At 48.6% G+C, this 24,475-nt stretch carries 20 protein-coding genes; 15 read left to right on the plus strand and 5 right to left on the minus strand.

Annotated elements, in window-relative coordinates:
* Positions 1–164: 164 nt before the first annotated feature.
* Positions 165–1,385 (plus strand): RtcB family protein, encoded by a 1,221-nt coding sequence (locus tag CRO25_RS22050; RefSeq protein ID WP_079696478.1) that lies wholly within the window; start codon positions 165–167, stop codon positions 1,383–1,385.
* A 23-nt stretch (positions 1,386–1,408) separates the two neighbouring features.
* On the plus strand, positions 1,409–2,587 hold the full coding sequence (locus CRO25_RS22055) for a DUF4272 domain-containing protein (RefSeq protein ID WP_079696479.1): 1,179 nt from the start codon (positions 1,409–1,411) through the stop codon (positions 2,585–2,587).
* A gap of 112 nt (positions 2,588–2,699) precedes the next feature.
* Here CRO25_RS22055 and CRO25_RS22060 read toward each other — a convergent pair whose 3' ends face one another.
* On the minus strand, positions 2,700–3,740 hold the full coding sequence (locus CRO25_RS22060; protein WP_257018711.1) for a LacI family DNA-binding transcriptional regulator: 1,041 nt from the start codon (positions 3,738–3,740) through the stop codon (positions 2,700–2,702).
* A 521-nt stretch (positions 3,741–4,261) separates the two neighbouring features.
* On the opposite strand from CRO25_RS22060, the gene CRO25_RS22065 reads away from it, so the two are divergent.
* The 10 genes from CRO25_RS22065 to CRO25_RS22110 all read left to right on the plus strand — a co-directional run bounded on the left by CRO25_RS22065 (position 4,262) and on the right by CRO25_RS22110 (position 18,207).
* The gene (locus CRO25_RS22065; RefSeq protein WP_256863729.1) at positions 4,262–5,638 is read left to right on the plus strand and encodes an ABC transporter substrate-binding protein; all 1,377 of its coding nucleotides are present in this window, start codon (positions 4,262–4,264) and stop codon (positions 5,636–5,638) included.
* A 116-nt stretch (positions 5,639–5,754) separates the two neighbouring features.
* Positions 5,755–8,682, plus strand: coding sequence for an extracellular solute-binding protein (locus tag CRO25_RS22070; RefSeq protein WP_079696481.1), 2,928 nt, complete (start codon positions 5,755–5,757; stop codon positions 8,680–8,682).
* A gap of 75 nt (positions 8,683–8,757) precedes the next feature.
* Positions 8,758–9,669 carry a carbohydrate ABC transporter permease gene (locus CRO25_RS22075; RefSeq protein ID WP_064641001.1) on the plus strand — a complete coding sequence of 304 codons (912 nt, stop codon included), beginning with the start codon at positions 8,758–8,760 and terminating at the stop codon, positions 9,667–9,669.
* Positions 9,670–9,671: 2 nt separating this feature from the next.
* Positions 9,672–10,535, plus strand: coding sequence for a carbohydrate ABC transporter permease (locus CRO25_RS22080; RefSeq protein ID WP_079696482.1), 864 nt, complete (start codon positions 9,672–9,674; stop codon positions 10,533–10,535).
* A gap of 11 nt (positions 10,536–10,546) precedes the next feature.
* Entirely contained in the window at positions 10,547–12,013 is a 1,467-nt protein-coding gene (locus tag CRO25_RS22085; protein WP_079696483.1) for an NHL repeat-containing protein, read from the plus strand.
* Positions 11,994–12,614, plus strand: a complete 621-nt coding sequence (locus tag CRO25_RS22090) for a YIP1 family protein (RefSeq protein WP_064639578.1) — start codon at positions 11,994–11,996, stop codon at positions 12,612–12,614. Before CRO25_RS22085 ends, CRO25_RS22090 begins: the two co-directional genes overlap by 20 nt.
* Positions 12,615–12,628: 14 nt before the next feature.
* Positions 12,629–15,214 carry a DUF5696 domain-containing protein gene (locus tag CRO25_RS22095; RefSeq protein ID WP_079696484.1) on the plus strand — a complete coding sequence of 862 codons (2,586 nt, stop codon included), beginning with the start codon at positions 12,629–12,631 and terminating at the stop codon, positions 15,212–15,214.
* Entirely contained in the window at positions 15,211–16,110 is a 900-nt protein-coding gene (locus CRO25_RS22100; protein WP_079696485.1) for a carbohydrate ABC transporter permease, read from the plus strand. The genes CRO25_RS22095 and CRO25_RS22100 overlap by 4 nt, the downstream gene beginning before the upstream one ends.
* A gap of 32 nt (positions 16,111–16,142) precedes the next feature.
* The gene (locus CRO25_RS22105; RefSeq protein ID WP_079696486.1) at positions 16,143–17,153 is read left to right on the plus strand and encodes a carbohydrate ABC transporter permease; all 1,011 of its coding nucleotides are present in this window, start codon (positions 16,143–16,145) and stop codon (positions 17,151–17,153) included.
* A gap of 91 nt (positions 17,154–17,244) precedes the next feature.
* Positions 17,245–18,207 carry a glycosyl hydrolase gene (locus CRO25_RS22110; RefSeq protein WP_063564149.1) on the plus strand — a complete coding sequence of 321 codons (963 nt, stop codon included), beginning with the start codon at positions 17,245–17,247 and terminating at the stop codon, positions 18,205–18,207.
* A gap of 117 nt (positions 18,208–18,324) precedes the next feature.
* Here the strand turns inward: CRO25_RS22110 and CRO25_RS22115 are convergent, their stop codons facing one another.
* The gene (locus CRO25_RS22115; protein ID WP_079696487.1) at positions 18,325–18,642 is read right to left on the minus strand and encodes a hypothetical protein; all 318 of its coding nucleotides are present in this window, start codon (positions 18,640–18,642) and stop codon (positions 18,325–18,327) included.
* Positions 18,643–18,889: 247 nt separating this feature from the next.
* Here CRO25_RS22115 and CRO25_RS22120 point away from each other — a divergent pair, with 247 nt between their 5' ends.
* Both CRO25_RS22120 and CRO25_RS22125 read left to right on the plus strand, forming a co-directional pair.
* The gene (locus CRO25_RS22120) at positions 18,890–19,435 is read left to right on the plus strand and encodes a hypothetical protein (RefSeq protein ID WP_079696488.1); all 546 of its coding nucleotides are present in this window, start codon (positions 18,890–18,892) and stop codon (positions 19,433–19,435) included.
* A gap of 150 nt (positions 19,436–19,585) precedes the next feature.
* Positions 19,586–20,620 carry a formylglycine-generating enzyme family protein gene (locus CRO25_RS22125; protein ID WP_079696489.1) on the plus strand — a complete coding sequence of 345 codons (1,035 nt, stop codon included), beginning with the start codon at positions 19,586–19,588 and terminating at the stop codon, positions 20,618–20,620.
* Between the two features lie 36 nt (positions 20,621–20,656).
* Here the strand turns inward: CRO25_RS22125 and CRO25_RS22130 are convergent, their stop codons facing one another.
* The 3 genes from CRO25_RS22130 to CRO25_RS22140 form a co-directional block, all read right to left on the minus strand.
* Entirely contained in the window at positions 20,657–21,763 is a 1,107-nt protein-coding gene (locus CRO25_RS22130; RefSeq protein WP_079696490.1) for an MFS transporter, read from the minus strand.
* An 88-nt stretch (positions 21,764–21,851) separates the two neighbouring features.
* Positions 21,852–22,382 carry a TetR/AcrR family transcriptional regulator gene (locus CRO25_RS22135; RefSeq protein WP_079696491.1) on the minus strand — a complete coding sequence of 177 codons (531 nt, stop codon included), beginning with the start codon at positions 22,380–22,382 and terminating at the stop codon, positions 21,852–21,854.
* Between the two features lie 76 nt (positions 22,383–22,458).
* On the minus strand, positions 22,459–23,229 hold the full coding sequence (locus CRO25_RS22140) for a DeoR/GlpR family DNA-binding transcription regulator (RefSeq protein WP_079696492.1): 771 nt from the start codon (positions 23,227–23,229) through the stop codon (positions 22,459–22,461).
* 272 nt (positions 23,230–23,501) lie between these two features.
* Here CRO25_RS22140 and CRO25_RS22145 point away from each other — a divergent pair, with 272 nt between their 5' ends.
* Complete coding sequence (locus tag CRO25_RS22145; protein ID WP_079696493.1) at positions 23,502–24,467, plus strand: metallophosphoesterase family protein; 966 nt, start codon at positions 23,502–23,504, stop codon at positions 24,465–24,467.
* Positions 24,468–24,475: the final 8 nt, after the last annotated feature.

Genomic DNA, 24,475 nt, shown 5'->3' on the forward strand with positions numbered 1-24,475 from the left:
TCTTTTTTTACTTTATACGGATATCTTTGAGCTGAAGGAATGTATAGTTTCGGGAAGGGTCCCTCTTTGGTAAAATAAAGAAAGTTGTGGGCAGGGACTTATATGTTTCAATGTACATATTTAATTGTAAGTTTTAATGAAGACAAAAGGAGGTTAACCAGATCATGCGTATCGTAGATAACATTAAAGTCTGGGGGGAGCCGCTGGAGAATGCGGTAAGTCAGGCGGTGACTTGCTCGCAGTATGGAGATGTACTGGGCGTGGCTCTAATGGCAGACCATCACAAAGGATATTCACAGCCCATCGGGGGCGTAGTTGCCTACCGGAACATGATCAGTCCGTCAGGGGTTGGATATGATATTGCTTGCGGTAACAAGGCAGTGCGCACCAACCTGATGTGGGATGATATACGGGATCAGATTGCTGTGATTATGGATGATATTAATGCGACCATATCCTTCGGTGTAGGACGCAACAATCCAAATCCTGTGGAGCATGAGCTGTTCGACGATGCCAGCTGGAAGTTGTTTGATTCCATTGAGCCTGGACTACAACACAAGTTGAAGACACTCGCGCGCAACCAGCTCGGGACTGTGGGCAGTGGTAATCATTTTGTTGATATTTTTGTGGAAGAGGCGACGGGTAAAGTATGGATTGCAAACCATTTTGGCAGTCGTGGCTTTGGGCATAAGGTCGCCAGTGGTTTTCTGAATCTGGCTGCCGGACGTGCGTTTAGTGGCAAAGCGCCGGGAGAATCGATGGACCAATCACCAACACTGTTTGACCTCAAGAGTGAAATGGGTGATATGTATTGGGACGGGATGACATTGGCAGGCCGTTATGCGTATGCAGGGCGCGATTATGTGATTGAGCAGGTTCTCGGCATCCTCGGAGCGAGCGCAGAATATTCGGTTCATAACCATCATAACTTTGCCTGGAAAGAACAGCATATGGGCGAAGACGTGGTGGTGGTCCGCAAAGGAGCAACGCCGCTGGCACCGGGCCAGCTCGGTTTTGTGGGCGGAAGCATGGGAGATATCTCGGTGATCGTGGAAGGAATCCACAGCGAAGAGAATACCGAGTCTTTCCGCAGCACCGTGCATGGTGCAGGGCGCACTATGAGCCGAACCCAGGCGGCTGGCAAAATGAATTATAAGCTGCGTACACGCATGGGTGGGGAGATCAGCGAGGAACAGATGCAAGCGGCGATTCGTGCCTATGGTGTGGAGCTTCGGGGTGCAGGAACGGATGAAAGTCCATTTGTGTACAAGAAGCTGCAGGACGTGCTGAATGCGCATGCGCATACCTTGAAAATCAACCATATCATGCGTCCCGTAGGTGTCGCGATGGCCGGGGGCAATGAATTCGACCCGTATAAGGACTAATTGAAAAGTAGAAGGTGAACCTCATGAGAAATTGTGCGATATACAGCTCGCAGTTTGACCTGGATCAGCTGTTTGAAATGATACAATCCATATACCCTCAGGATACAATTGAGCGTAAGGAAGACAAAACCCATATTCAAGTTACACGTAAGAAGTTATTTAGTAAGAAGACAAAGGGCTTCAATATCATGACGAGCCAGACCCACCCTGAAGAATTTACTGCAATGATTCAGGGGATGCTGGGATTTCTAAGTCAGATTGAGGGAAAGAATGCTGCGCTACAGGAAAAGGTACTTATTAAATGCTCTACACTGAATATGGTTGTTGGGATCGAGACAGAAGAAGACATTTCCGAAGAATTCTTTAATGAATTATTGCATCTGGCCGATGCCCTGGATGCAGTCATCTTCTGGGGAGGTGGCTCCTTGCTGAATGCGCAAGGTCAGCTGCTGTTGGATGTCAACGGAGAATCCGAAGTAGAGGATTACAAAGTGACAGCGCACACCAGTTTTCTGGATGATGCCAGACCCCCGTCGGAATCTGCAATGCAGCGTAAAGAGCGCTCCGAGCAGCTTCTAACGGAGCAAGGAATCCCATTCAATGTTCATTTACCTGCAAGAGCGGGGGATGAGCATACAACGATCCGCAGTGTAGAACAAGTCGCAGATCGCGCGGTAGCCCTCTGTATTGCAGCTCTCAAGGGTGAATGCCTGGGGGCGGGGGAGAGCGCAGAAGATACAGCAGCGCTGGTCCAGGAAGTGATCGACAAGTATGATGCAGCTTCATTCTTTTCACCTGTGGAGAGAAGATTTGTGGAGCAGCATGGGGCAGAGCATCAGGAGGTTATCTCCTTTTCATGGGGATATGAGGCTTATCATGTGATGTTATGGGCGCTTGGCTACGTCAAGGAACTTGGAGCTCCGGTAAATCTTTGTAACGTAGGACAAGATGTAGGGTATTTGCAGCAATGTGACGATGTTGAAGCCTTTGTAGCCGGGGCACAGCTTCGCTCCAAAAGTGAGATTTTGGATGCAGCGGATCTAATCTACCGGTACAACTGGGTGTGTGTAGACAGTCGTGTGAAGGAGCAAACACCTCCCGGGGGTCTGAATGGGGGAGTGGCCTACGAACGTCACCGTGCGCTCAATTGGCTGATCTGTTATCTGGATCAAGATTGGGATGATGTCCGGACAGATACGTAGAATGGACTTTTAACATCAACTATTTTTTATTTGACATTCAAATTCAAATACCCCCAAGCCAGCCGAACACTGGATATGGGGGTGTTTTGCTGTCTATGGTTACCTTGCCGTTTTATCCGCTATGTCTTCCGTACTGTTCCCAAATCATCACATCAGCAAGAATCAGCTTTTTCTCCACACTGCTCTCCGGGTTGACAATTCGCCATAACATCTGGTCAACCGCACGCGCACCAAGCAATTCCTTGTTCACATTAACTGTGGCGAGTACAGGGATATTATCATACACATTATCGAAACCGGTGACTACGCACTGGTCGGGTACACTAATCCCAATACTTTCCAGAGCCTCGATGGTGTATAGCGCATAGAAGTCATTGGCACAGACAAAAACCTCAGGCAAATTCCCCTCATGAATGACCGAAGTGAACGTCTTGCGAAAATCATCCACATCCGGGCTGCTTAGTTCGGGGATCTGATTCATTTCCAATCCATGCCCCATTAATACCGAAGTATAGGCGACCCATCGTTCATAGAAGCTGTGCGCATCACTGGTATTTCCAACAAACTGAAACCGTTTGAATCCCTTGCGCAGCAAATAGAGCATAATGTCACGCATGGAAGCAAAGTTGTCTGTGAAAATACTGTCACTGTGAAAGACGGGGTCCAGATGATCCACCATGACGACGGGAATGCCCAGACGCTTAATTTCAAGCAGAATGGGTGTGGAGATAGAACCAACCGTAATAATGCCCCGAATGGCATCCGGATTCAGCAACGTGAACAGTTGATCCGCAGAAGGCTCTGTCAGAGTAAGAATATTGATGCCTTTCTGGTTCAGTCTGGAGGATATCCCGTTAAAGACAGGCCCCCAATATACGGATTCCTGATTCTGATAACGAACATTAGGAAACAAAATCAAAATGGTGCCACTCCACCGCGTGTTCTGCGGGTCCTGAAGTTCATTGCTGCTATACATATCACCAGACAACATGCTGTTATCTTTGAAATATCCAAGTTTGCCAGCGGCCTTAAGAATAACGTCCCGTGTCTGCTCACTAACACCTGATTTTCCGGACAGTGCTCGTGAGACCGCAAATTTTGACAGACCTGTAAAATGTGCAATTTCCTGAATTGTTACCTTCGTCTTCATCATACCATCCTTACACTCGTAGTTCTGCCGTATTCCTTACATTGTGCAATAAAGCTGATTCTAGTATATCATGATGTATTTCTCTTAATCTAATAACGGCTGTAGAAGTGAAAATGTTAGTGTTCCATACATGTAACGACGAAAATAGACCTTGGCGAATGGACGTGTTGCAGGAGAAAAAGGCGAATTTTGAATAGGTTATTATCTTTTTGTTATTTTATAAAATAACAAAATAATCAAAAATGATTTTCGTTTTGGATATGGAAGTACTCAGAATGGTATTCGGATAATATGCTATATCATAAGGTATTAAAGCGATATAACAGCATTTTATCAGAATAATTAGAAAATGTTAACAATAAAAATGTTGACGCTTACATTATGCTATGTTAAATTTTGTTTGTCAAAACCAAACGGTAAAATAACAAATGGTGGTGGTCGTCGAATTTCATTAGGGTAAATGAAAGTCAGGGAGTTATGCCGGACCATGATTTGTATACACATTCGGGGAGGTTGTTAAAATCGTGACTAGAAAATGGAACGTTTTGCCGCTCATGTTATTGGTCGTAATGCTTTTTGTATCCGCTTGCAGTGGTGGGGGGGCGGCTCAGCCAGCTGATGATGCACCAGCGAATTCGGGCAATAGCACTGGAACCGTCGAGACAGACAAAGAAGGCGGAACAGAAGAAGTGGCCGTAGATGTACCTGATTTGGGTGGACGTGTCATCAAGGTTGCGGCCTGGTGGGATCTAAAGCCAGCGGGGGAGACCGCATCGGATAAGGCTAGACTGGATAAAATCGCTGAAGTCGAGAAGAAATACAACGTGAAAATTGAGTTTGTAAACGTGCCATTCGAAGAATACATGAACAAATTTACCACGACAGCGCTGGCTGGCGAATCGTTCGCAGACATCGTTCAGATGGAGTACAAATCCGCATTACCCGCCATCCTCAAAGGGCAACTGCTTCCGATCTCCGAATTCACCACAGCTGAGAATAACATCAACCAAGAGGCAAACCTGATCACGAAATTCCCTGCCATCGCAGGCAACTACTACGCATTTGAATCTCCAACCAGCATCGGTCTGGGACTTCACTATAACCGTGAATTATTCAAGAAGTTGTCGCTGCCTGATCCTCAGGAGCTATACAACAAAGGCGAATGGAATTGGGATAAATTCATGGAACTGGCGAAACAGGCGACCAAAGATACGGATAACGACGGAAAAATTGACGTATACGGGTTCTCTGGCTGGGCCATCGACGTACTTCGTCACTTTACTGCAGCCAATGGCGGCACGATCGTAGACGACGAACATTCAAAAGAAGGATTATCCGATCCGAAAACGATTGAAGCTGCCGAATTCGTCAAACGCCTGTATAACGTCGAGAATGTTGTGAAAGTCAAAACAGGCGACAAAACGAACTGGGAGGAAAGCAACACATTCAAGGATGGAGATGTGGCTTTGTTCACTGCTGCGGAATGGCAGTTGGGCGATATCACCTTTGCTGCTGGAGTCGTACCAATTCCGAACGGTCCTCAGGGCAACAAGGATGTAACATACGCCAACAACGCTGCCTCAGCAAAATTCATTCCCAAAGGTGTGGAAGATCCTAAAATGGTATACCAAATCTATGAAGAAACCTTCGACATTCCGCAGATTGAAGAGTACCCAGGTCAGGATTACCTGGAAAGCCGTTATACCGACGAGAAGGACATCGCTATGATTCGCGAGCATATCGCGGGAACGGGCCGCATCCTGCTGGATGACGCCTACGCGGGTTATCCAATCGGTGACTATGTAAACGACATTATCAAAAACAATGCTTCCGTTACAGCAACAGCTGAGAAGTATAAAGCACAGGCACAAGCGGCAGTCGATAAACTTGGCAAACAGTAATACCAGCATGATTCAGACAGGGGTGCCTCGTGTCCGGGCTCACGCACGGGTACCTCTTTTCCTGTATCACCATTTAAGCATTGCTGGCATCAGCCTTGATGAGGAGGGCTCGTAGGATGGCTGGAATTCTACAACGAAAGAAATGGATCCTGCCCATAGTCATTGCAGCAGCGGCAGTCTGCATTATACTTTTGCTTACTTCCGGTGCAGGTGTAAAGAGTGCAGTTGTGCCTTCTGGCAGTTTGCCTGCCATTAAGGTGGATGCCATCTTGCAGCAGACGAGGCAGAAGAACGGATATGAACAATATCTGTCCCAAGCAGGCGAGGCCTCACGTCCGAATGTGGATATGACCATCGAAGCAGGAGACTACATACGGGCAGAGGGTGAAGAGGTACGCAAGCTGAATAATTATGAGGGCAGGCCGGGTGTATCGCTTCATACTGGGGAGACAGGCGAGATCGACTGGGTAGTTGAAGTACCGGAAACCGGGCTGTACAACCTCTCTGCTGTCTATTTTCCCGTAGAAGGCAAGAGTTCGGCCATTGAGCGTGCATTGTACATTGACGGTGAACTTCCGTTTGCGGAAGCCGCCTATTTGCAGTTTGACCGGGTATGGGGCAATGAGAAACAAGCTGTTGAACAGGATAATCAGGGCAATGATCTTCGTCCAAAACAAGTGGAGAAGCCCCGCTGGATGGAGGAAACATTTCAGGACTCGGACGGGTATGAACAGGCTCCATTCAAATTCTATCTGGAAAAAGGGAAGCACACGTTAACGCTGAAATCCTCTCGCGAACCCATGGTAATTCGATCCATACGACTATTCAACGAGAAGCCAGCCGTTGCTTATGCGGAAACCGCGGGGGCCAAGCAGATGGGTCCTTCCGGTCAGCCTAAGGATGTGCTCATCCGAATTGAAGGGGAAGCGGCTGTTGCCAAATCTTCACCTACGTTATATCCAACCAGTGAAAGATCAAGTTCAGCCGTATCTCCGTACAGTGCTTCCCAAGTGCGTATTAATACGATTGGTGGCTTTAACTGGCGTCTGCCAGGACAGTGGATCGAATGGGAAGTGGATGTGCCGGAGAGTGGACTTTATCATATTGGTTTTACCGCTCAGCAAAATTTTGTCAAAGGCATCTATTCCACACGCAAGCTGACCATCGATGGCGAGATTCCATTTGGGGAGATGACAAAGGCGCCATTCCGTTACCAAAGCGACTATCGCATTGATGTGCTGGGCGGTGAGGATGCTTACAAGTTCCAGTTGGATAAAGGCAAACATGTCATTCGGCTGGAGAACAGCCTGGGCGACTTCGCACCACTTATTCGCAATGTGGAGGACAGCCTGTACAACCTGAACTCCATGTACCGGAGAATCCTAATGATTACAGGCACCAAGCCGGATGAATTCCGGGATTATCGGGTGGAGAAGCAGATCCCAAATCTGCTGGAGGTGTTTAGCGGAGAAAGCAAACGTCTGAAGGAAGTTGCAAGGCAACTTCGTCTTCTGTCAGGCCAGTCCAGCGATCAGGAAGCGTTGATCAAAACGATGGCCCAACAGCTGGATGAGATGATCGATAAGCCGGATACCATTCCAAGAAGACTTGCCGCTTACAAAACGAACACAGGCGGACTGGGGACATGGGTGCAGCAGGCTCGCGAGCAACCGCTTGAGATTGATGCTCTCTATGTAGCTTCATTAGACAGCAGCATTCCCGGAACGGGTACGGGTCCACTGGCGAAGCTTGGTCATGAAGCGAAGACATTCTATCACTCGTTCTTCATTGATTATAACCAGATCGGGAACGTAGCCACATCAGAGGATCAGCGCACGGTGACGGTCTGGATCGGCAGTGGCCGTGATCAGGCGAACACGATGAAAGCGATGATTGATGAGACATTCACACCGGAGAGCGGCATCAACGTCAATTTGAAGCTGGTCAACATGGGTACGCTGTTGCCAGCCACCTTGTCGGGTGAAGGACCTGATGTAGCGATGCAGATCGGCAATGATCTGCCGGTGAACTTTGCGATGCGGAACTCGGCGGTGGATCTCACCCAGTTCAGTGACTATACCACGGTAGAACAGGAGTTTAGAGACAGTGCCATCGTACCGTACGCCTATGATTCAGGCGTGTACGCCCTGCCGGAGACACAGACCTTTAATATGTTGTTTTATCGAAAAGATGTGCTTGCAGAGCTGGGGCTTGAAGTTCCTCAAACGTGGGATGATGTCGAGAGCCTGCTGGCGATTCTGAGTAAAAATCATATGGAATTTGGCATGCCGGTGGTGGCCCAAGCCAACATTCAGGGGGTCAATATCCCGCCTAACTCGCAGTATGCCACAATGCTGCTGCAGAACGGAGGCTCCTTCTATCGGAATGACGGCAAGGAATCGGATCTGGACTCGCGCATCGGTATTGAGACCTTTAAGAAGTGGACAGAGTTTTATACCGATTACAAGCTGGAGCGGGAGTATGACTTTGCCAACCGTTTCCGGACCGGACAGATGCCGATTGGTCTGACGGATTACACGATGTATAACCAGTTGTCTGTATTTGCACCGGAGATCCGTGGATTATGGGGATTTGTTCCGGTTCCGGGGACTGTGCAGCCGGATGGAACATTGAATCGGGACGTTCCGGGTGGCGGCAGCGCGGTCATGATGCTGGAGAGCGCCAAGGACCAAGAGGCCGCGTGGGAGTTCATGAACTGGTGGACCAGTACAACGGTTCAGGCTGAGTTTGGCCGCGAGATGGAAGGGCTGATGGGTGCGGCTGCGCGTTATCCGACAGCCAACATCAAGGCACTCGATTCACTTCCGTGGCCTGCTGAGGATTATGCGAATCTGAAAGCACAATTCGAGACGGTAAAGGGCATTCCCGAGGTGCCTGGCGGTTATTTTACCGGACGCCATCTGTTCAATGCATTTTACAAGACGGTTGTTGGCCAAGTGGAAGCCAGGGAATCCATCATGGATTACACCCAGTATATTCAGGACGAGATTCGAGTCAAGCGTAATGAATTTGGTCTTCCGTAAGTAGAGGGAGGGTTAACAGTGTCACAAATATCACTCCGAGACGGACAAAACAGTCCTCCTGAGAAAACACCAGGCATGGGCATGAAATCATGGTGGTCCTGGAAGCTCAAGGAAATGAAGGCCAGCAAACATTCCTATGTACTGCTAGCTCCTTATATGATCCTATTCATCATGTTCACTGTGATTCCGGTGGTCATCTCCATCATACTCAGCTTCACTTATTTCAACATGTTGGAGTTTCCGCGTTTTATTGGCTGGCAGAACTATACCCGGCTGTTTCTGGAGGATGACGTATTTCTGATTGCTATCAAAAATACGTTGCTGTTTGCCATTATTACCGGACCCATCAGCTATATTGCCTGTTTCGTATTTGCGTGGATCATTAATGAATTAACACCCAAATGGAGAGCGTTCATGACGCTGATTTTCTATGCGCCATCCATATCGGGGAACGTCTATTTTATCTGGCTGATGATTTTCTCGGGGGATCGCTACGGTATAGCAAATGGACTGCTGATCAAATGGGGATTTCTGCTGGAGCCAATCCAGTGGTTGAAAACGGAAGCCTATATTATGCCAATCCTCATTCTGGTGCAATTGTGGCTCAGTCTTGGCACAGGCTTTCTGGCGTTTATCGCCGGTTTGCAGACCGTAGACCGGACGTTATATGAAGCAGGTGCGGTAGATGGAATCAAAAATCGCTGGCAGGAGCTCTGGTATATTACCCTGCCTTCGATGCGCCCGCAATTGATGTTCGGTGCGGTCATTCAACTTACGACCTCATTCGCGGTGGCGGATGTGTCCATTGCGCTGGCGGGGTTCCCAAGTGTGAACTATGCGGCGGAGACGGTGGTGACCCATTTGATCGACTTTGGTACAACGCGGTTTGAGATGGGATACGCCTCGGCGATTGCAACCGTGCTGTTCATGATTATGGTGGGCACCAACCTGCTGGTACAGAAACTGCTTCGAAGGGTGGGAGAATAGCTATGGCTGCAATTGCGACAGGCAAAAAGCGGGTCAACCGCTCTTTATCAGGAAGCATCTCCCTGTTTGCCCTTCTGCTCGTATTTGGTGCTTTCATGGTGCTGCCGCTGATCTATGCGATCAATAATGCGTTCAAACCGCTGGATGAGATTTTTACTTTTCCACCCACAATATTTGTCAAAAATCCAACGATCAGCAACTTTACGGATCTGCTGAATCTGCTGAGTGACTCGTGGGTTCCGTTCTCACGATATATATTCAACACGGTATTTATTACGGGCATTGGCATCGTGGGCCATGTACTGCTCGCTTCGGCAGCGGCGTACCCACTCGCCAAGCACAAATTTCCGGGCAAAGTGTTCATGTTCCAGGTTGTTGTGCTTTCCCTGATGTTCACACCTGCCGTGACGGCCATTCCCAACTATATGATCATGTCATGGCTGGGTTGGATTGATACGTATTGGGCCGTCATTATTCCGGCATTTGCCTATTCATTGGGTCTGTATCTGATGAAGCAGTTCATGGAGCAGATCCCGGATGCGTTGCTGGAAGCAGCCAAAATTGACGGTGCTAGTGAATACCGGATTTTCTGGTCCATTGTCATGCCCAATGTAAAGCCAGCTTGGCTCACCTTGATCATTCTGCTGTTCCAGATGCTGTGGGGCAGTGATGGCAATGGATACATCTACAGTGAACAGCTCAAGACCTTGCACTATGCGGCGGGTCAGATCATTCAGGGCGGGATATCCCGGGCCGGGGCAGGAGCTGCGGTAGCACTTATTTTGATGAGTGTGCCCATTACGCTGTTCATTTTCTCGCAGAGCCGCATCATTGAGACGATGGCGAGTTCGGGCATGAAGGAATAAGGGGGAACGATATGGCACGCACAGTGAAAAGATGGCTTGTTCTCCTGGCGGCAGTATCGCTGCTGCTGGTGAATGCCGTGCCTGCGGCGGCCTCCCCGGCGCCGTATGAGAGTTATAACTACAACTACTGGAAAGAGGCCGTTCCTTCACCGGATGCCTATCTGCCCAAGCAAACCATCTCGGGCAGTGACCTGGGCATTGGCGAATTCAAAGACCCCGGTGATGTAAACGTTTCTCCCTCCGGGCAGATTTATATTTTGGACAGTGGCAACAGCCGAATTGTTGTCCTGGACGCGGATTATAAGCTGCTGCGGGTGATCGAAGGATTTATGATGGACGGCAGCAAGGAGAGTTTTAATACGCCAGGTGGATTATTCGTGGATGAAGAGGATCGAGTATACATCGCTGATACGGGGAACAGCCGTGTAGTTGTCCTGGATGCGGAAGGTCAGCTGGTCTATACGATTACGAAGCCGGAGTCCGATATCCTCGCGACCAATTTTCAGTTCCAACCGTTGAAATTGACTGTGGATCGGGTAGGCCGGGTGTATGTGGTGGCTCAGGGTGTTTACGAAGGAATTATGCAGTTTGACGAGCGCGGCCAGTTCATTGGATACGTTGGTACGAACAAGGTGGAACGCGACTACGGCGAATACATTTGGCGGATGCTCTCAACCAAAGCCCAGCGGGCGCAGATGGTTTTGTTTGTACCGACCGAGTTTTCCAATGTCGATATCGACACCAAAGGGTTCGTATATGCGACCAATATCGACCCGGGTTCCAGCGAACCGATTAAACGTCTCAATCCATCCGGCGAGGATGTGCTGAAGAGATTTGGTTATTTTGAAGTCAAAGGAGATATCAGATTCCGCAATAACCCGGGCCCGTCCAAGCTGATTGATGTGAAGGTACTGGGCAACGGTATGTACAGTGTGCTGGATGCGACGCAGAACCGGGTGTTTACTTACGATGATGAAGGTCATCTGCTCTACGTATATGGAGGCAAAGGAAATCAGGTGGGAACGCTCAAAACACCAGTCGCCATGGAGCAGTCCGGGGATCATCAATTAGTGCTGGATCGGGGAAAAAGCAATCTGGTTATCTATGAGCCAACACGGTTTGGAGCCAGCGTGAATGAGGCGGTTGCCCTTCATTATCAGGGTGAGGATACGGAGGCTGTTCATATTTGGAAAGAAGTGCTGAAGCTGAACGCCAACTATGATATCGCCTATATCGGTATCGGCAAGTCCTTGCTGATGGAGAAGAAGAACGAGGAAGCTCTGGGTTACTTCGAACTGGGTATGGATCGCAAAAGTTATTCTGTCGCGTTCAAAAGATATCGGCGAGAGATGATGAAGGAACATTTCGGCACCTTTCTGACACTTGCCATCGCACTGATTTTCATTCTGATCCTGGTCCGAGTGGCGGTTAAATGGAGACGGAGGAGGCAGATTGACCGTGAAGCAGGATTACATTAGGTTTCCGCTGCATCTCATTTTTCACCCCATTGATGCATTCTGGGATATCAAGTCGGATCAGCGGGGCAGGTTGACCGTTGCTTTTGGAGCACTGGCGCTTACCATTATCATGATGATTTTGCAAAAACAATACGCGGGGTTTCTTGTGAATTACATCGATCCTCGCACAATCAACAGCATAGGGGAGATCGCAACGGTTGCAGTACCGTTCTTTCTTTGGTGCATAGCCAATTGGGCTGTAACCACCCTGATGGAAGGTGAAGGGAAGTTCAAGGAGATTTTTCTGGCAACAGGATACTCACTTATTCCGATTATTTTGATCTATGTCCCGATGATTATCATCAGCCGGTTTATGGTACAGGAAGAGACGGCGTTTTATTATTTGTTTAATAGCATCGCGTTCTTCTGGTTCGTGCTGCTGCTCTTCATTGGCACGATGACGGTACACCAGTACACCGTGATCAAAACGATCCTGACGATGCTGCTGACGTTAATTGTCATGGGCATAATCGTGTTCCTCGGAGCATTGGTGTTCAGCATGTTGCAGCAGTTATATGAATTCGGTTACAACATCTACCGCGAGTTGATTTTTCGGACCTAAAGGAGGCGGCATCCGTGAACAAAAGGCAACGAATATATACGGTGCTGGCCAGTGGTGCTGCTGTGATCCTGCTTACAGCCGTACTGCTGTATATCAATAACAGGGGAGTTCCAGCCGTGGAGGCAACGACTTATCTTGAAGCAACAACAGAGGCTATGCCAACCGAGACGGAATCATTGCAATTCCTTACCGATTCCTCGCAGGGGGTGCCGGGTATGCAACTGGTCGCCGAGGATCAGGGCCTGGCGCTTTATTACAACGAGGAGACGACGGAAATTGCCGTTCGTGATGGAGCGAGTGGACAGATCTGGTACAGCAATCCGAACGAACGTAATCAGGATGGCCTGGCTTCCGCTTATGAAAAGGAAGTTCTGTCCTCCCAGCTGAACGTGTCATTTCGGGATGCGATCGGTACACTGGAGAACTTTCCGAACTTTAGCTCCAGCATCAGCAACAAACAGTTCGCAGCTGCCAATGTGGATCAGGGCATTCGTGTTACATACACGCTTGGGGATACCTCGCTAGGCATTGATGCTCTGCCCAAACTGATAAGCAAACAGCGTCTGGAGGAGAAGGTCCTTTCGAAACTGGATGCCACAGTCGCAAGATATACATCTGCCCGCTACTATCCAACCAAGAACAATCCGGATGTGCTGGAACGGTTGGATGGACAGATATCTAAGCAGCTTGTGCTGAACAAGATGCTGGATGCCTTTGAGACGGCGGGGTACACCGCTGAAGATCTTGCTTTTGACAATGAGGAGAATGGAGTCGAAGGCGGGGGCACATCGGATAAACCAAGCTTCGTCATTCCGGTGGAATATCGGCTGGATCAAGGTTCGCTGGTTGTAACCGTGCCGCTAAGTCAGGTGAAAGAGAGCGGTCAATACCGTATTCGTAATATCGATCTGCTCGCTTATTTTGGTGCCGCCGATACGAAAGGTGAAGGTTATATGTTTGTACCTGACGGTTCAGGTAGTCTGATCCATCTGAATAACGGAAAGGTCAAAGAGGAGCAGTACGTACAACGTGTGTATGGTGCAGATCCGAATGACAATTCACTCAGTCGCCCGCAGGTTAGTGAATCTGTCCATATGCCTGTCTTTGGTTTGAAGAACGGTGAACATGCCTGGTTTGCCGTGATTGAAAAAGGGGATGGCATGGCCAGTATCTCTGCGGACATTGGAGGCAGGCAAAATAGCTATAACCACGTCTACGGCACGTTCTCCCTGCGGGGTGAGGATGAGTTGGAGATGTATACCTCGCAAAAGATGCAGGAGATTCAGCTACTAAGCGAGGAACCATTCCGCGGGGATATTCAGGTGCGATACCATTTCCTTAATGGTAAGGATGCCAGCTATTCCGGGATGGCCCGTTTGTATCAGCAGCAATTGGTTGGGCAGAACGTACTGAAACCGCTGGAGGACGAATCAGCCTTGCCTTTTTACGTGGATGTGTTAGGTGCAGTGGACAAAAAAGCTTCATTCCTGGGTGTACCTTATCGGACCACATTGGCTATGACGACATATGAACAAGCGGCTGAAATGGCTGCGAGGCTGCAGCAGGAAGGTGTGAACCGCGTGCAGATGCGGTATCAGGGATGGTTTGGCGGAGGTTTCAGTCACCATACACCGACCCAGGTCAAGCTGGACAGTGAAGTGGGCAGTCGTTCCGAGTTGCATGATCTGTCTGAACAACTGAAGCAGTCCGGTGGAGCGTTATTCCCTGATGTGGCGTTTCAGCGTATTTATCACGACGATTGGAACTTTGCCCCTTCCTCCGATGCAGCGCGATTTGTCACCAAGGAGACAGCTGAACTGTATCCATACAGTCCTGCCCTCAACCGGATGGATCAGAGCAAAGACAGTTATTATCTGTTGTCGGCCGCCAAGCTGCCGTATGTGGTGAGCGAGTTTGCCGGGAAAATCAACAAATTGGAACTCAGCGCATTATCGCTGCGTGATCTCGGGCAGGTATTGAGCTCGGATTATCGGGATAGTCGTGTCATCCACCGGGAGACCGCGAAGAACATAGTGAAGGAGCAGCTGGGCAAGCTGCAGCAGGAATATCCAAACATGATGTTATCATCCGCTAATGCGTATGCGTGGGGATATACGCAGCATATTGTTAACGCTCCCTCAGGCTCCAGCCGGTTCAACATTACCGATGAGGAAGTTCCTTTTTATGAGATGGTCATTCATGGATATATGGACTACGCTGCTTCCGCAATGAATACGTCAGGGGATCAGGATCTGCGCAAACAGCTGCTCCGCAGTCTGGAGCTGGGATCAGCTCCGCAGTTTCAATGGACGTATGAACCATCGTCCAAGCTGAAGCTGACCAGTTATGATTCGGCTTATGCCACTGACTTTGCCTATTGGGTAGATGACGCAGCAGCCTTATACAAGGAAGCGAATGAGGTATTAGGTCATTTGCGGAACCAGCCAATAACCGAGCATGAACGAGTTCAGGATGGCGTGGTGCGTGTCACATATAGTGGCGATGCAACGATTTTGGTGAATTACACGGCTGATCCGGTAACGATTGATGGAATTACCGTTGGCGGGGCGGACTATGCAGTGGAAGGAGTGAACCGATGAGAACCCTTCGTTTATCCTTGAAATCACGGAGAGCGCTGCTTGGCCTTGCGTTTATTTCGCCCTGGCTGATTGGTTTCATCTTCTTGTTCGCTACGCCGCTGCTGCAATCGATCCGGTTCAGTTTGAGCAATCTGTCGGTTGCCCCAGGAGGCTATGTACTGGATTTTGTCGGTTTGAAAAATTTCAAAGATGCCATCCTGGTCGATGCAACATTCAACCGGATTCTAGTAGATTCGGTCGGAGCGATGCTGCTGAATGTGCCGATGATTCTATTCTTCAGTTTATTTACGGCGACACTGCTTAACCAGAAATTCAAGGGCAGAACGATGGCACGTGCGATCTTCTTCCTGCCGGTCATTCTGGCCTCCAGTGCTGTGGCGGCGGCCGAGTCTGCAGGTCTGATCAATCTGATGGGAGACATCAGTGCAGTGGATTCGTCGGCGGAGGGGGGAGCTTCGTTCAACGTCCTTTCAATCGTGCGAATGCTGAATGATGTGGGGCTGCCAATGGCATATGTCGATTACATCGTGGAAGCCATTATGCGCATTTACGATATTGTCAGCAGCTCTGGGGTACAGATTCTGATCTTCCTCGCTGCGCTGCAATCGGTACCCGGTTCGATGTATGAAGTGGCCAAAATTGAAGGTGCAACGGCCTATGAATCCTTCTGGAAAATTACGTTTCCGATGGTGAGTCCATTGATCCTGACGAATGTCATCTATACGATTATTGATTCCTTTGCAGGCAGCTCGGTGACGGAGGCCATCTACCAGACGGCATTTAAAACCCAGAACTTCGGCCTGAGCTCAGCCATGTCCTGGCTGTATACGCTGGTCATCGGTCTGGTATTGGTTGTTGTGGGATGGGTACTGTCACGACGGGTTCATTACAACTGAAAGCTAACGAACGTTGAAGGAGGCATGAGACTATGGCTGTGTCGGGAACGGATCGCATGGTGGTGGTTCCGAAAGAGAACTACCGCATGCAGAGGGTACGAAACAAGACATCGGACCTCCTGTATTCCATCTTCAGATATGCATTGATTATTGGTATTTCATTTATTATTTTGTATCCATTGTTTCTTAAAATCTCGGTTGCGTTCAAAGATAAACAGGATATCTATAATCCGACCATCTATATGATTCCCCAGCATTTTACGCTGGATAATATCAAGCTTGCGGCGCAGGTGATGGATTATTTACCTTTGCTGGCGAATACGTTGTTGTTCGTCACGATTACAACGCTGCTCACAGCGATATCCTGTGCGTTAGCCGGGTACGGCTTCGCCCGCTTTTCTTTTCCCGGCAGCAATGTGCTGTTTGTATTAGTCATCCTCACTATTTTAGTACCGACAAGCACCCTGATGGTGCCGATGTATCTGCATTTCCGCAACTTTGATTTTCTCGGCATGATTCGGCTGTTCACGGGGCGAGAAGGGATCAACCTGCTGAATACATACTGGCCGTCGATGATTACTGCGGCTACGGCTGGTGGGCTGAAGGCGGGGCTGTTCATTTATATTTTTCGCCAGTTCTTCAAGGGCATGCCCAAGGAAATTGAAGAAGCTGCGTTGATTGATGGAGCAGGCGGATTTCGGACATTTGCTCGAATTATGCTGCCGAACGCCATTTCACCGCTGATCACAGTCATTCTGTTCTCGTTTGTCTGGCAGTACAACGATACGTTCTATTCCGCGCTATTCATGAGTGAAAGCCCGCTTATCTCGCTGAAGGTGGCTTCATTGCCTGCCCAGGCGAACCAGTTAATTCCCCAATTGATGGGTTTTGGCTCGAACTCGGGCATGAAGGCAGACCCCAATTATGTTGCCATGATCGTGGATACAGGAATTCTGCTGGCGATTGCACCACTCATTATTTTGTATTTATTTGTACAGCGCTATTTCGTGGAAAGTATTGAACGTTCAGGTGTAGTTGGTTAACCGGGCTTGGCGTAGTCGTGTAGGATGCGTAATTCGGGTGTTTTTGATATTTGGGTCTCTATGTATCCTACCTTGGAATGGGGGATTATCAATGACGGAACAAAAGATAAGCGGTTATTTGGTGAATAAAGATGCGACTTCCGAGGCTAGAGAACTGATGAAGTACTTGGCGGAGCGTTATGGAAAAGGGGTACTGTCCGGCCAGCAGGATTACGGCAATCTGAACTGGATTAATGAGAATACAGGCCGCAAGCCGGCGGTAATTGGATTCGATCTCATGGATTATTCTCCATCAAGGACAGAACGCGGCGCGATCTCTCAGGAGATTCGGGATGCGATTGCATGGCATCTGCAAGGCGGAATTGTGACATTGTGTTGGCACTGGAATGCACCTACTCATCTGATAGATGAACCAGGCAAAGAATGGTGGCGCGGTTTCTATACGGATGCCACCACCTACGATCTCGATTCAGCATTGGCTCATCCTGAATCGCAAGAGTATACCTTATTGATCCGGGATATCGATGCCATTGCAGTACATCTGCAAGAACTCAAGGAGGCTGGGGTGCCTGTGTTATTCCGGCCGCTTCATGAAGCGGAAGGAGGCTGGTTCTGGTGGGGAGCCCAAGGACCTGAACCTGCCAAAAAGTTATACCGCCTAATGTATGATCAATTGGTCAACACGTATGAGCTGGGTAATCTGATCTGGGTGTGGAACTCGGAAAAGCCGGATTGGTATCCGGGTGACGATGTGGTGGACATTGTGAGTGTGGATGTGTATCCAGAAGCAGGCGATCACAGCCCATTAGCTAAGCGTTATGAAAATCTGCGTGAATTAGTGAATGACAGCAAAATCATTGCTTTAGCCGAGAATGGCTCCATTCCTGATCCAAAGCAGATGAAAGAGCAAGGTGTACATTGGAGCTGGTTCTGTACCTGGACAGGGGAATTCCTAAAGGGTGGCAATCATAATACCGTGGCGTATTTGAAGGAAGTATATAATAGTGAAGAAGTCATTACGCTGGATCAATTACCGAAGTGGAGTTGGAGATAGGGGTATTATCTGAACTTCTACCGACGTGAAAAAAAAGGGGGCTGTTCCATAAGTCATGAACATGACGGTGGACGCCTCTTGTTCGCGTTAATTTGGCCTGCCTTGAGAATCGGACCTTTAAGGTGCGCTAGATTCGTTAGCACGTTGCAAGTTTGACGCATTCCGCTCACCTGAATTATTGGATAGCATGGCACTGATTTTTGGATACAATGCCTCATTGGAAGTAAACAAGATGTAGGATTGATTGGTTGTACGGATCAGGATTGTTTCGGAAGCGCCATACGCTGCGCCGATTCGAATGGCTGAAGGCTCACTTCCACCATATGTATCATCAAGGGTAACTGCTTTAATATCTGAGATGGGAATTTCTATTTTGGAAAGCTGCCAACGGATGATGAGTTTATTCTCTACTTGCTGTACTTTAATGCCTAACATACACACAACCTCCCTTTAAGCCTGTTGAAGATAAAATGTCTTTTTATTAGTTTATCACTTATTGGATGGAGAGGTGCTGAATCATTCTGGAGTAGCGAAGCAGCGATCCGAAGATGGTACTGTAATTGAAATGGCATAGTGCACCAGAGGGAATGGTTTACTACAGTTATTTCCATACATGTTGGCATGATGTACACTATGACTAACGAAACGGGAGACGAAGAGATGTACATGGAGGTGGTACCGTATGACAGACTTGAAAGCGTATCATTATTTTGAAAAAAGTGTTGGACCATTCCGCAATCTCTCCAGTCTGTCCGAGCAGGATGCAGAAGCTGTTGCGCAGCATATCTGGCAGGAAGGCCGGAATTTTGCCAGTCAGCGATCAGCAGATTACATGATGATTCGCAGAGAACTTGAGCGGAAAGCGTACGAGCAGTTTATCACCAAAGGTGGTAAACCGAGCAACCGTTATCCTCACTATATGACCCTGGGTGCATGTGCGTGGTTGGAATCATGGTATACCGAACCGGATTGGGTGACGATTTCATGGGAGAATCTCCCTGCTGATTCCGTAAGTTTTACCTACGGTGATTTGTTTCCAACGATGCGTTATATGGATGATAAACCCTACCGTAAGCAGGTCTACACGAAAGATGAAATACTGGACATTATTCAATCCTATGGATGGCCTCAGGAATGGAATCAACAGGGTGATCTCGGACCGGAGCGTTATATTGAAGTACAGGTGTGGAACGAGAGAATCATTAGCCCATATAGTCACCTTGATTGATATGCGAAACGGATGAAGAAGTTCAGATGAATGAAAACTTTCAAAAAAGTAGGAGCAGGAATGACAACACCACCGTATCCGAATATTCGCCCTGCCGTGTACAATAGGGAGAACGAGTCTTAAACCTAACCATAGAAGGGGATGCTTGAGATGCATGATCGGCTGCCAAAGAAACCTTCTTCCTGCTGCTGCGCTGCAAGTCGGGGCGGCAAGCTCGAGGAAAAGAGTCTGCCAGAGGAAACGGCTGCATCGGTAGAGGCTGTTGAGGACAAGCCATCAAGTCATACCAGTTATTCAGCTGACTTCACAATAGCTCTAACCAATAGAGCAGAGAAGAAAGAAAGCATTCGTATTGAAGGTGGACGTTTCCTGATGGGCACGAATGACCCTGAAGCTTTTGCAGCGGATGGAGAAGGCCCCGTCAGAGAAGTTCAGGTGAACTCCTTTTATCTGGATGCCTGTACGGTAACCAATGCGGAATTTGCACAGTTTGTTCGTGAGACGGGGTATAGGACTGAGGCGGAGCGGTTTGGCTGGTCTTTTGTTTTTCATCTGTTCGTTTCTCCGCAAACGGCGACTCAAGTTCGAACCGTGGTACAACAGACACCCTGGTGGTGGGTTGTTGAAGGTGCAGACTGGGCTCATCCTGAAGGACCCGATTCTAATATAAAAGATCGCTTTGATCATCCGGTTCTTCATATCTCATGGAATGATGCCAATGCCTATTGCCGCTGGGCGGGTAAACGTCTGCCTACAGAAACCGAATGGGAATATGCAGCCCGGGGTGGTCTGATTCAGAAAAAATATCCCTGGGGCGATACGTTAAGGCCGGATGGACAGCACTATTGCAACATCTGGCAGGGTGTATTTCCGGCGAAAAATAATGCAGCCGACGGTTATGCAGGCACCGCTCCATCTCAATCGTTTCCTCCCAATGCATACGGACTTTATAATATGTCAGGCAATGTATGGGAGTGGTGCGCAGACAACTACGTTACGGATCACGAGAAGGCTGCGGATGCTGCCACGGAATTATCTCCTCATGAAGACCGCAAGGTGTTAAAAGGCGGTTCCTACCTATGCCACCGTTCCTACTGCAATCGCTATAGAGTGGCGGCCAGAATCCCCAACACGCCTGATACATCTACTGGGCATATTGGTTTCAGATGCGCAGCGGATGTATAGTCTGTTGGTTTGCTTGTTTGTAGGATAAGGGTCTGGCTATTTCACCCGAATAAGTAATCCGAACAGACCCAGTACAGCAAAGGCCAGAAATGCTGTCGTGTTGGAGAACATCTCAATGGTGTACCCCGCTATCGATGATCCAATGAACTGCCCCGCACCGAGCGCGAGAAAAGCAAGGCTGATTCCGATGGACGTATTTGGACGAAATAACCTGGTCGCCCACACGATGAATACACTGGTCAGAAATATATAGGTACTGCCAAACATAACAGCTGAGACCAGGCTGGCGGCCATCGATGGAAGAAGGATAACGCCAAGTGAAACAGACAAGAGCAGAAGGCCTATCCGATAGGACCATCCAATTCCGATGCGTTCAATAATCCGACCAGCACACCCACCGAGAATCCCCATAATCCCCATCACAATCCAGAACAGTACGGCTTCCGAATCGGAGGCCCCTTTTTCGTCCGTGAGGAAGTTTCGGGCAAAGGTCCAATAGATCGCAGAACTGATACCTGTCAGAAGGGAAGACATGAGCAGAGCCACACCGGGTCTGGTCGGCTTCATGCATGCCCAGAGGGACTTGGTACAAGGCTCTGTTTTGCGTGGGGAAAGAACACGTCTATTCCATAACACTACTACAACACCCAGAACAGCAAAGAAGATGTAGGTAAAACGCCAATACTCGGTGAACAGCCAGTAGATCGGACCGGATACGATAATGCCAAAGCTGGTACCTGTGTTAATCCAGCTATTCCCCCTGGCTTGCTGCTCAGGTGCAAGCTCAGCGTAGACGGTGTTACCCAATGCAGGAGAGGCCAAGCCTGTACTTAATCCGGCAAGAAATACACCTAGTGTGAGAACAAACGCGTTTGGAGACAAGGCTATGCCCAATAAACCGAGCACAGCACTAACGCCCGCTATTTGAATGACATGATAGTGCCCAATGCGATTAATTAACAGTGGGGCACTAAGTAGAGACAGACAGTACGCAATGTAGGTTGCGGAATTGATTGCTCCGGATTGGGCATCGTCCAGTTGGAGTGCTTCCGAGATTTCCGGCATAAACAGCCCATAGCTGAATCTCCCGAATGCATAACATACAGCGATAAGGGCAATCCCTGGGAAAATAATTTTTTTCATCAAATCCACCGCCTTTTAGATAGAACGATCATTATATTTTCTTTGAAATAAAAAAGTGAGTTGAACTACTAACTCACCCGGTGTGGGACTACTTGAAACTATTCTGCGTCATGTCAATGAGTTCCCGGCAGACGCTATTTACATTTTCTGTCTCAGCGAGTGCAGTAGAACCCTCCAGCAACAGGTTAAATTGCAACACTGCACGGTCACTTGCGGCAGGATGAAGATTTTTAATCAAGGTCATCACATGTTTCTTATGTGCGTTGACAGTTTGTACAATGACGTTGTCTGGATCTCCGCCAAATTCCTCCTTGGCACGCAAAAACAAGCATCCTCTCGACTCATGCTCCATCAACCAGCGTGCATGGCCTTCCGCCAGATTGAGGAATACGGGCTGCGCTTTGTTGTTGGCATACTGCCGCAGCTGTTCCAGATAGCGCTGTTCGCGCCGCCGAAGTACTTCAACAATGAGATCATCCTTGGAGTTGAAGTGATTATATAACGTCATGATGGCAATCCCGGCATCTGTGATGATTCGCTTCAAGCCGATAGAATGAAAGCCGTGCAGGTAGAATAATTCCTCAGCCACGTTCAACAGCATTTCCTTTTTGCTGCTCATAAGAAGTGATACGCTCCTTTCAGAATAAGATAGAACGATCATTATACTTCTAAAATATAGAAAATGGCTCACATTGTCAAATGCTGTGAACCATTTCGATTTCCATTTGGTGAAGAGCATCTATCCATTCTGTGGGACATCCAGAATCTGTGATCACCATGGATATTTGATTTATAGGTGCAATCTGGGCGAAGGTTGAACGTCCAAACTTGGTATGATCTGCTACCAAAATGGCTTCCTCCGCACGCTCCATCATTTTGCGGGAGATGAGTGCCTCTTCCAGCACATAATCTGTGATCCCATCCGTTAATGACACGCCACCTGCTGAGATGAATGCCTTATTGACTTTGAATTGACTGAGCAATTCATGAGCAATGGGTCCAGTAGAGGCTTGTACGACCGGGGTGACTTCTCCTCCAGCGAAAATGATTTTGCCTGCAAACTCCTCTAGCGCACAGGTAAGAATGGGGACGGAGTTGGTTATGACGGTCACCTGAGACCGATGTCGCAGCTGCCGCATAATCTCCAGCGTTGTTGTACCATTGTCCAGCATTATGGTCTCTCCATCCTCAATCAGAGAGGCGGCTGCCACGCCAATGGCCTGCTTTTCGTTCAGTTGAAGCTGAGCTCGCTTTTGAAAAGGGGCTTCGATCATGCCTGAGCGTACACGTACAGCGCCTCCGTACACTTTGCGCAATTCGCCTTCCTTTTCAAGTCGATCCAGATCCCGCCGGATCGTCTCCGTGGATACTTGGAACAGATCCGCCAGAACCTGTACCTGAACCTTGCCCTGGGTAGCAAGTTGGATAAGAATGGTGTGTCTGCGTTCTTCATACGTTAAAGACATGGCTGTGCCTCCTGAAGTTTCGATCTAAGTTCTATTTATTTTAGAGTTGTGAGATGGTGTGGATTGTTGTTGTTTTAATAGTTTAAGTTGGAGAGAAGACCTTGTCAATTTTGAAATGTAATGAGGAGTATAATGAGAAGTAACTTCTGTTCTTAATATGTATTGACAGCAATATGATGTGACGATAAGATCATATAAAACAACGTAAAACCACAACAAACAACATTCAAAACTTCAATCCATAGTACATGGATCATCAGGGAGGAAAAAGGGTGAAACGTCAGCTTGCTTTTCAAGCAAATGGAGCATTCAAAATCGTGCAGTTTACAGATCTACACTGGAAAGATGGGCGACCTGAAGATCTTCGGACCAGGCAATTAATGAAAACGGTCATTGAAGCGGAACAGCCCGATCTGGTTGTCTTTACAGGCGATGTCATCTACACGGGACCAGTCGATCCTGGCAATAAGGAATGTGAACACCCGGAGCAGGCATTGCGTGATGCTGTGTCGGTAGTGGAAGAGCGTGGTATTCCGTGGGCTTTTGTGTATGGCAACCATGATACAGAGAATCGGATTACCCCCGATGCATTAATGGATGTGATTCAGGAGCATGCGCATACCGTGACGGAATCTGGACCGCGTGAGATTGCGGGACTAGGCAATTACACATTGGAGATTGCCGGAGCGGATGGCCGTCCGGGGGCAGTGTTGTATTTACTCGATTCGGGGAACTATTCCCAGTTCGAGTCCATTCCCGGTTATGGCTGGATTCAGCCTAATCAGATCCAGTGGCTGATGTCTGAATCCACACGCGTCAATCCCGGCCGCAGCCGCGGGGAGAAGCTCCCAGCCTTGGCGTTTTTCCATATCCCGATTCCTGAATATCAGTCCATGTGGGACACACAGATCTGTTACGGCAGCAAATATGAACCTGTCTGCTCTGCCCAAGTGAACTCGGGTCTGTTCTCTGCACTGCTGGAGATGGGCGATGTGATGGGGACCTTTTGCGGACATGATCATGTGAATGATTTTCAGGGGACTTACCACGGCATTCGTCTCTGCTACGGGCGTTCGAGTGGACACAGTACATATGGAAGGGAAGGCATGCTGCGCGGAGGACGGGTCGTTCAATTGCAGGCGGGACAACGCAGCTTTGATACCTGGATTCGTCTGGAAGACGGATCGGTCGTGAAGGAACAGCCAGAACATCAACCTGAGAGCACTTCGGCACATTAGAGAATATA

The organism is Paenibacillus sp. RU5M, assembly GCF_900221055.1.
Classification (GTDB): domain Bacteria; phylum Bacillota; class Bacilli; order Paenibacillales; family Paenibacillaceae; genus Paenibacillus; species Paenibacillus marchantiae.

Coding starts and splice junctions, on each gene's coding strand:
- CRO25_RS22050 (WP_079696478.1), top strand. CDS start 165: ATGCGTATCGTAGATAACATTAAAGTCTGGGGGGAGCCGCTGGAGAAT.
- CRO25_RS22055 (WP_079696479.1), top strand. CDS start 1,409: ATGAGAAATTGTGCGATATACAGCTCGCAGTTTGACCTGGATCAGCTG.
- CRO25_RS22060 (WP_257018711.1), bottom strand. CDS start 3,740: ATGATGAAGACGAAGGTAACAATTCAGGAAATTGCACATTTTACAGGT.
- CRO25_RS22070 (WP_079696481.1), top strand. CDS start 5,755: ATGGCTGGAATTCTACAACGAAAGAAATGGATCCTGCCCATAGTCATT.
- CRO25_RS22075 (WP_064641001.1), top strand. CDS start 8,758: ATGGGCATGAAATCATGGTGGTCCTGGAAGCTCAAGGAAATGAAGGCC.
- CRO25_RS22080 (WP_079696482.1), top strand. CDS start 9,672: ATGGCTGCAATTGCGACAGGCAAAAAGCGGGTCAACCGCTCTTTATCA.
- CRO25_RS22085 (WP_079696483.1), top strand. CDS start 10,547: ATGGCACGCACAGTGAAAAGATGGCTTGTTCTCCTGGCGGCAGTATCG.
- CRO25_RS22100 (WP_079696485.1), top strand. CDS start 15,211: ATGAGAACCCTTCGTTTATCCTTGAAATCACGGAGAGCGCTGCTTGGC.
- CRO25_RS22105 (WP_079696486.1), top strand. CDS start 16,143: ATGGCTGTGTCGGGAACGGATCGCATGGTGGTGGTTCCGAAAGAGAAC.
- CRO25_RS22110 (WP_063564149.1), top strand. CDS start 17,245: ATGACGGAACAAAAGATAAGCGGTTATTTGGTGAATAAAGATGCGACT.
- CRO25_RS22115 (WP_079696487.1), bottom strand. CDS start 18,642: ATGTTAGGCATTAAAGTACAGCAAGTAGAGAATAAACTCATCATCCGT.
- CRO25_RS22120 (WP_079696488.1), top strand. CDS start 18,890: ATGACAGACTTGAAAGCGTATCATTATTTTGAAAAAAGTGTTGGACCA.
- CRO25_RS22125 (WP_079696489.1), top strand. CDS start 19,586: ATGCATGATCGGCTGCCAAAGAAACCTTCTTCCTGCTGCTGCGCTGCA.
- CRO25_RS22130 (WP_079696490.1), bottom strand. CDS start 21,763: ATGAAAAAAATTATTTTCCCAGGGATTGCCCTTATCGCTGTATGTTAT.
- CRO25_RS22135 (WP_079696491.1), bottom strand. CDS start 22,382: ATGAGCAGCAAAAAGGAAATGCTGTTGAACGTGGCTGAGGAATTATTC.
- CRO25_RS22140 (WP_079696492.1), bottom strand. CDS start 23,229: ATGTCTTTAACGTATGAAGAACGCAGACACACCATTCTTATCCAACTT.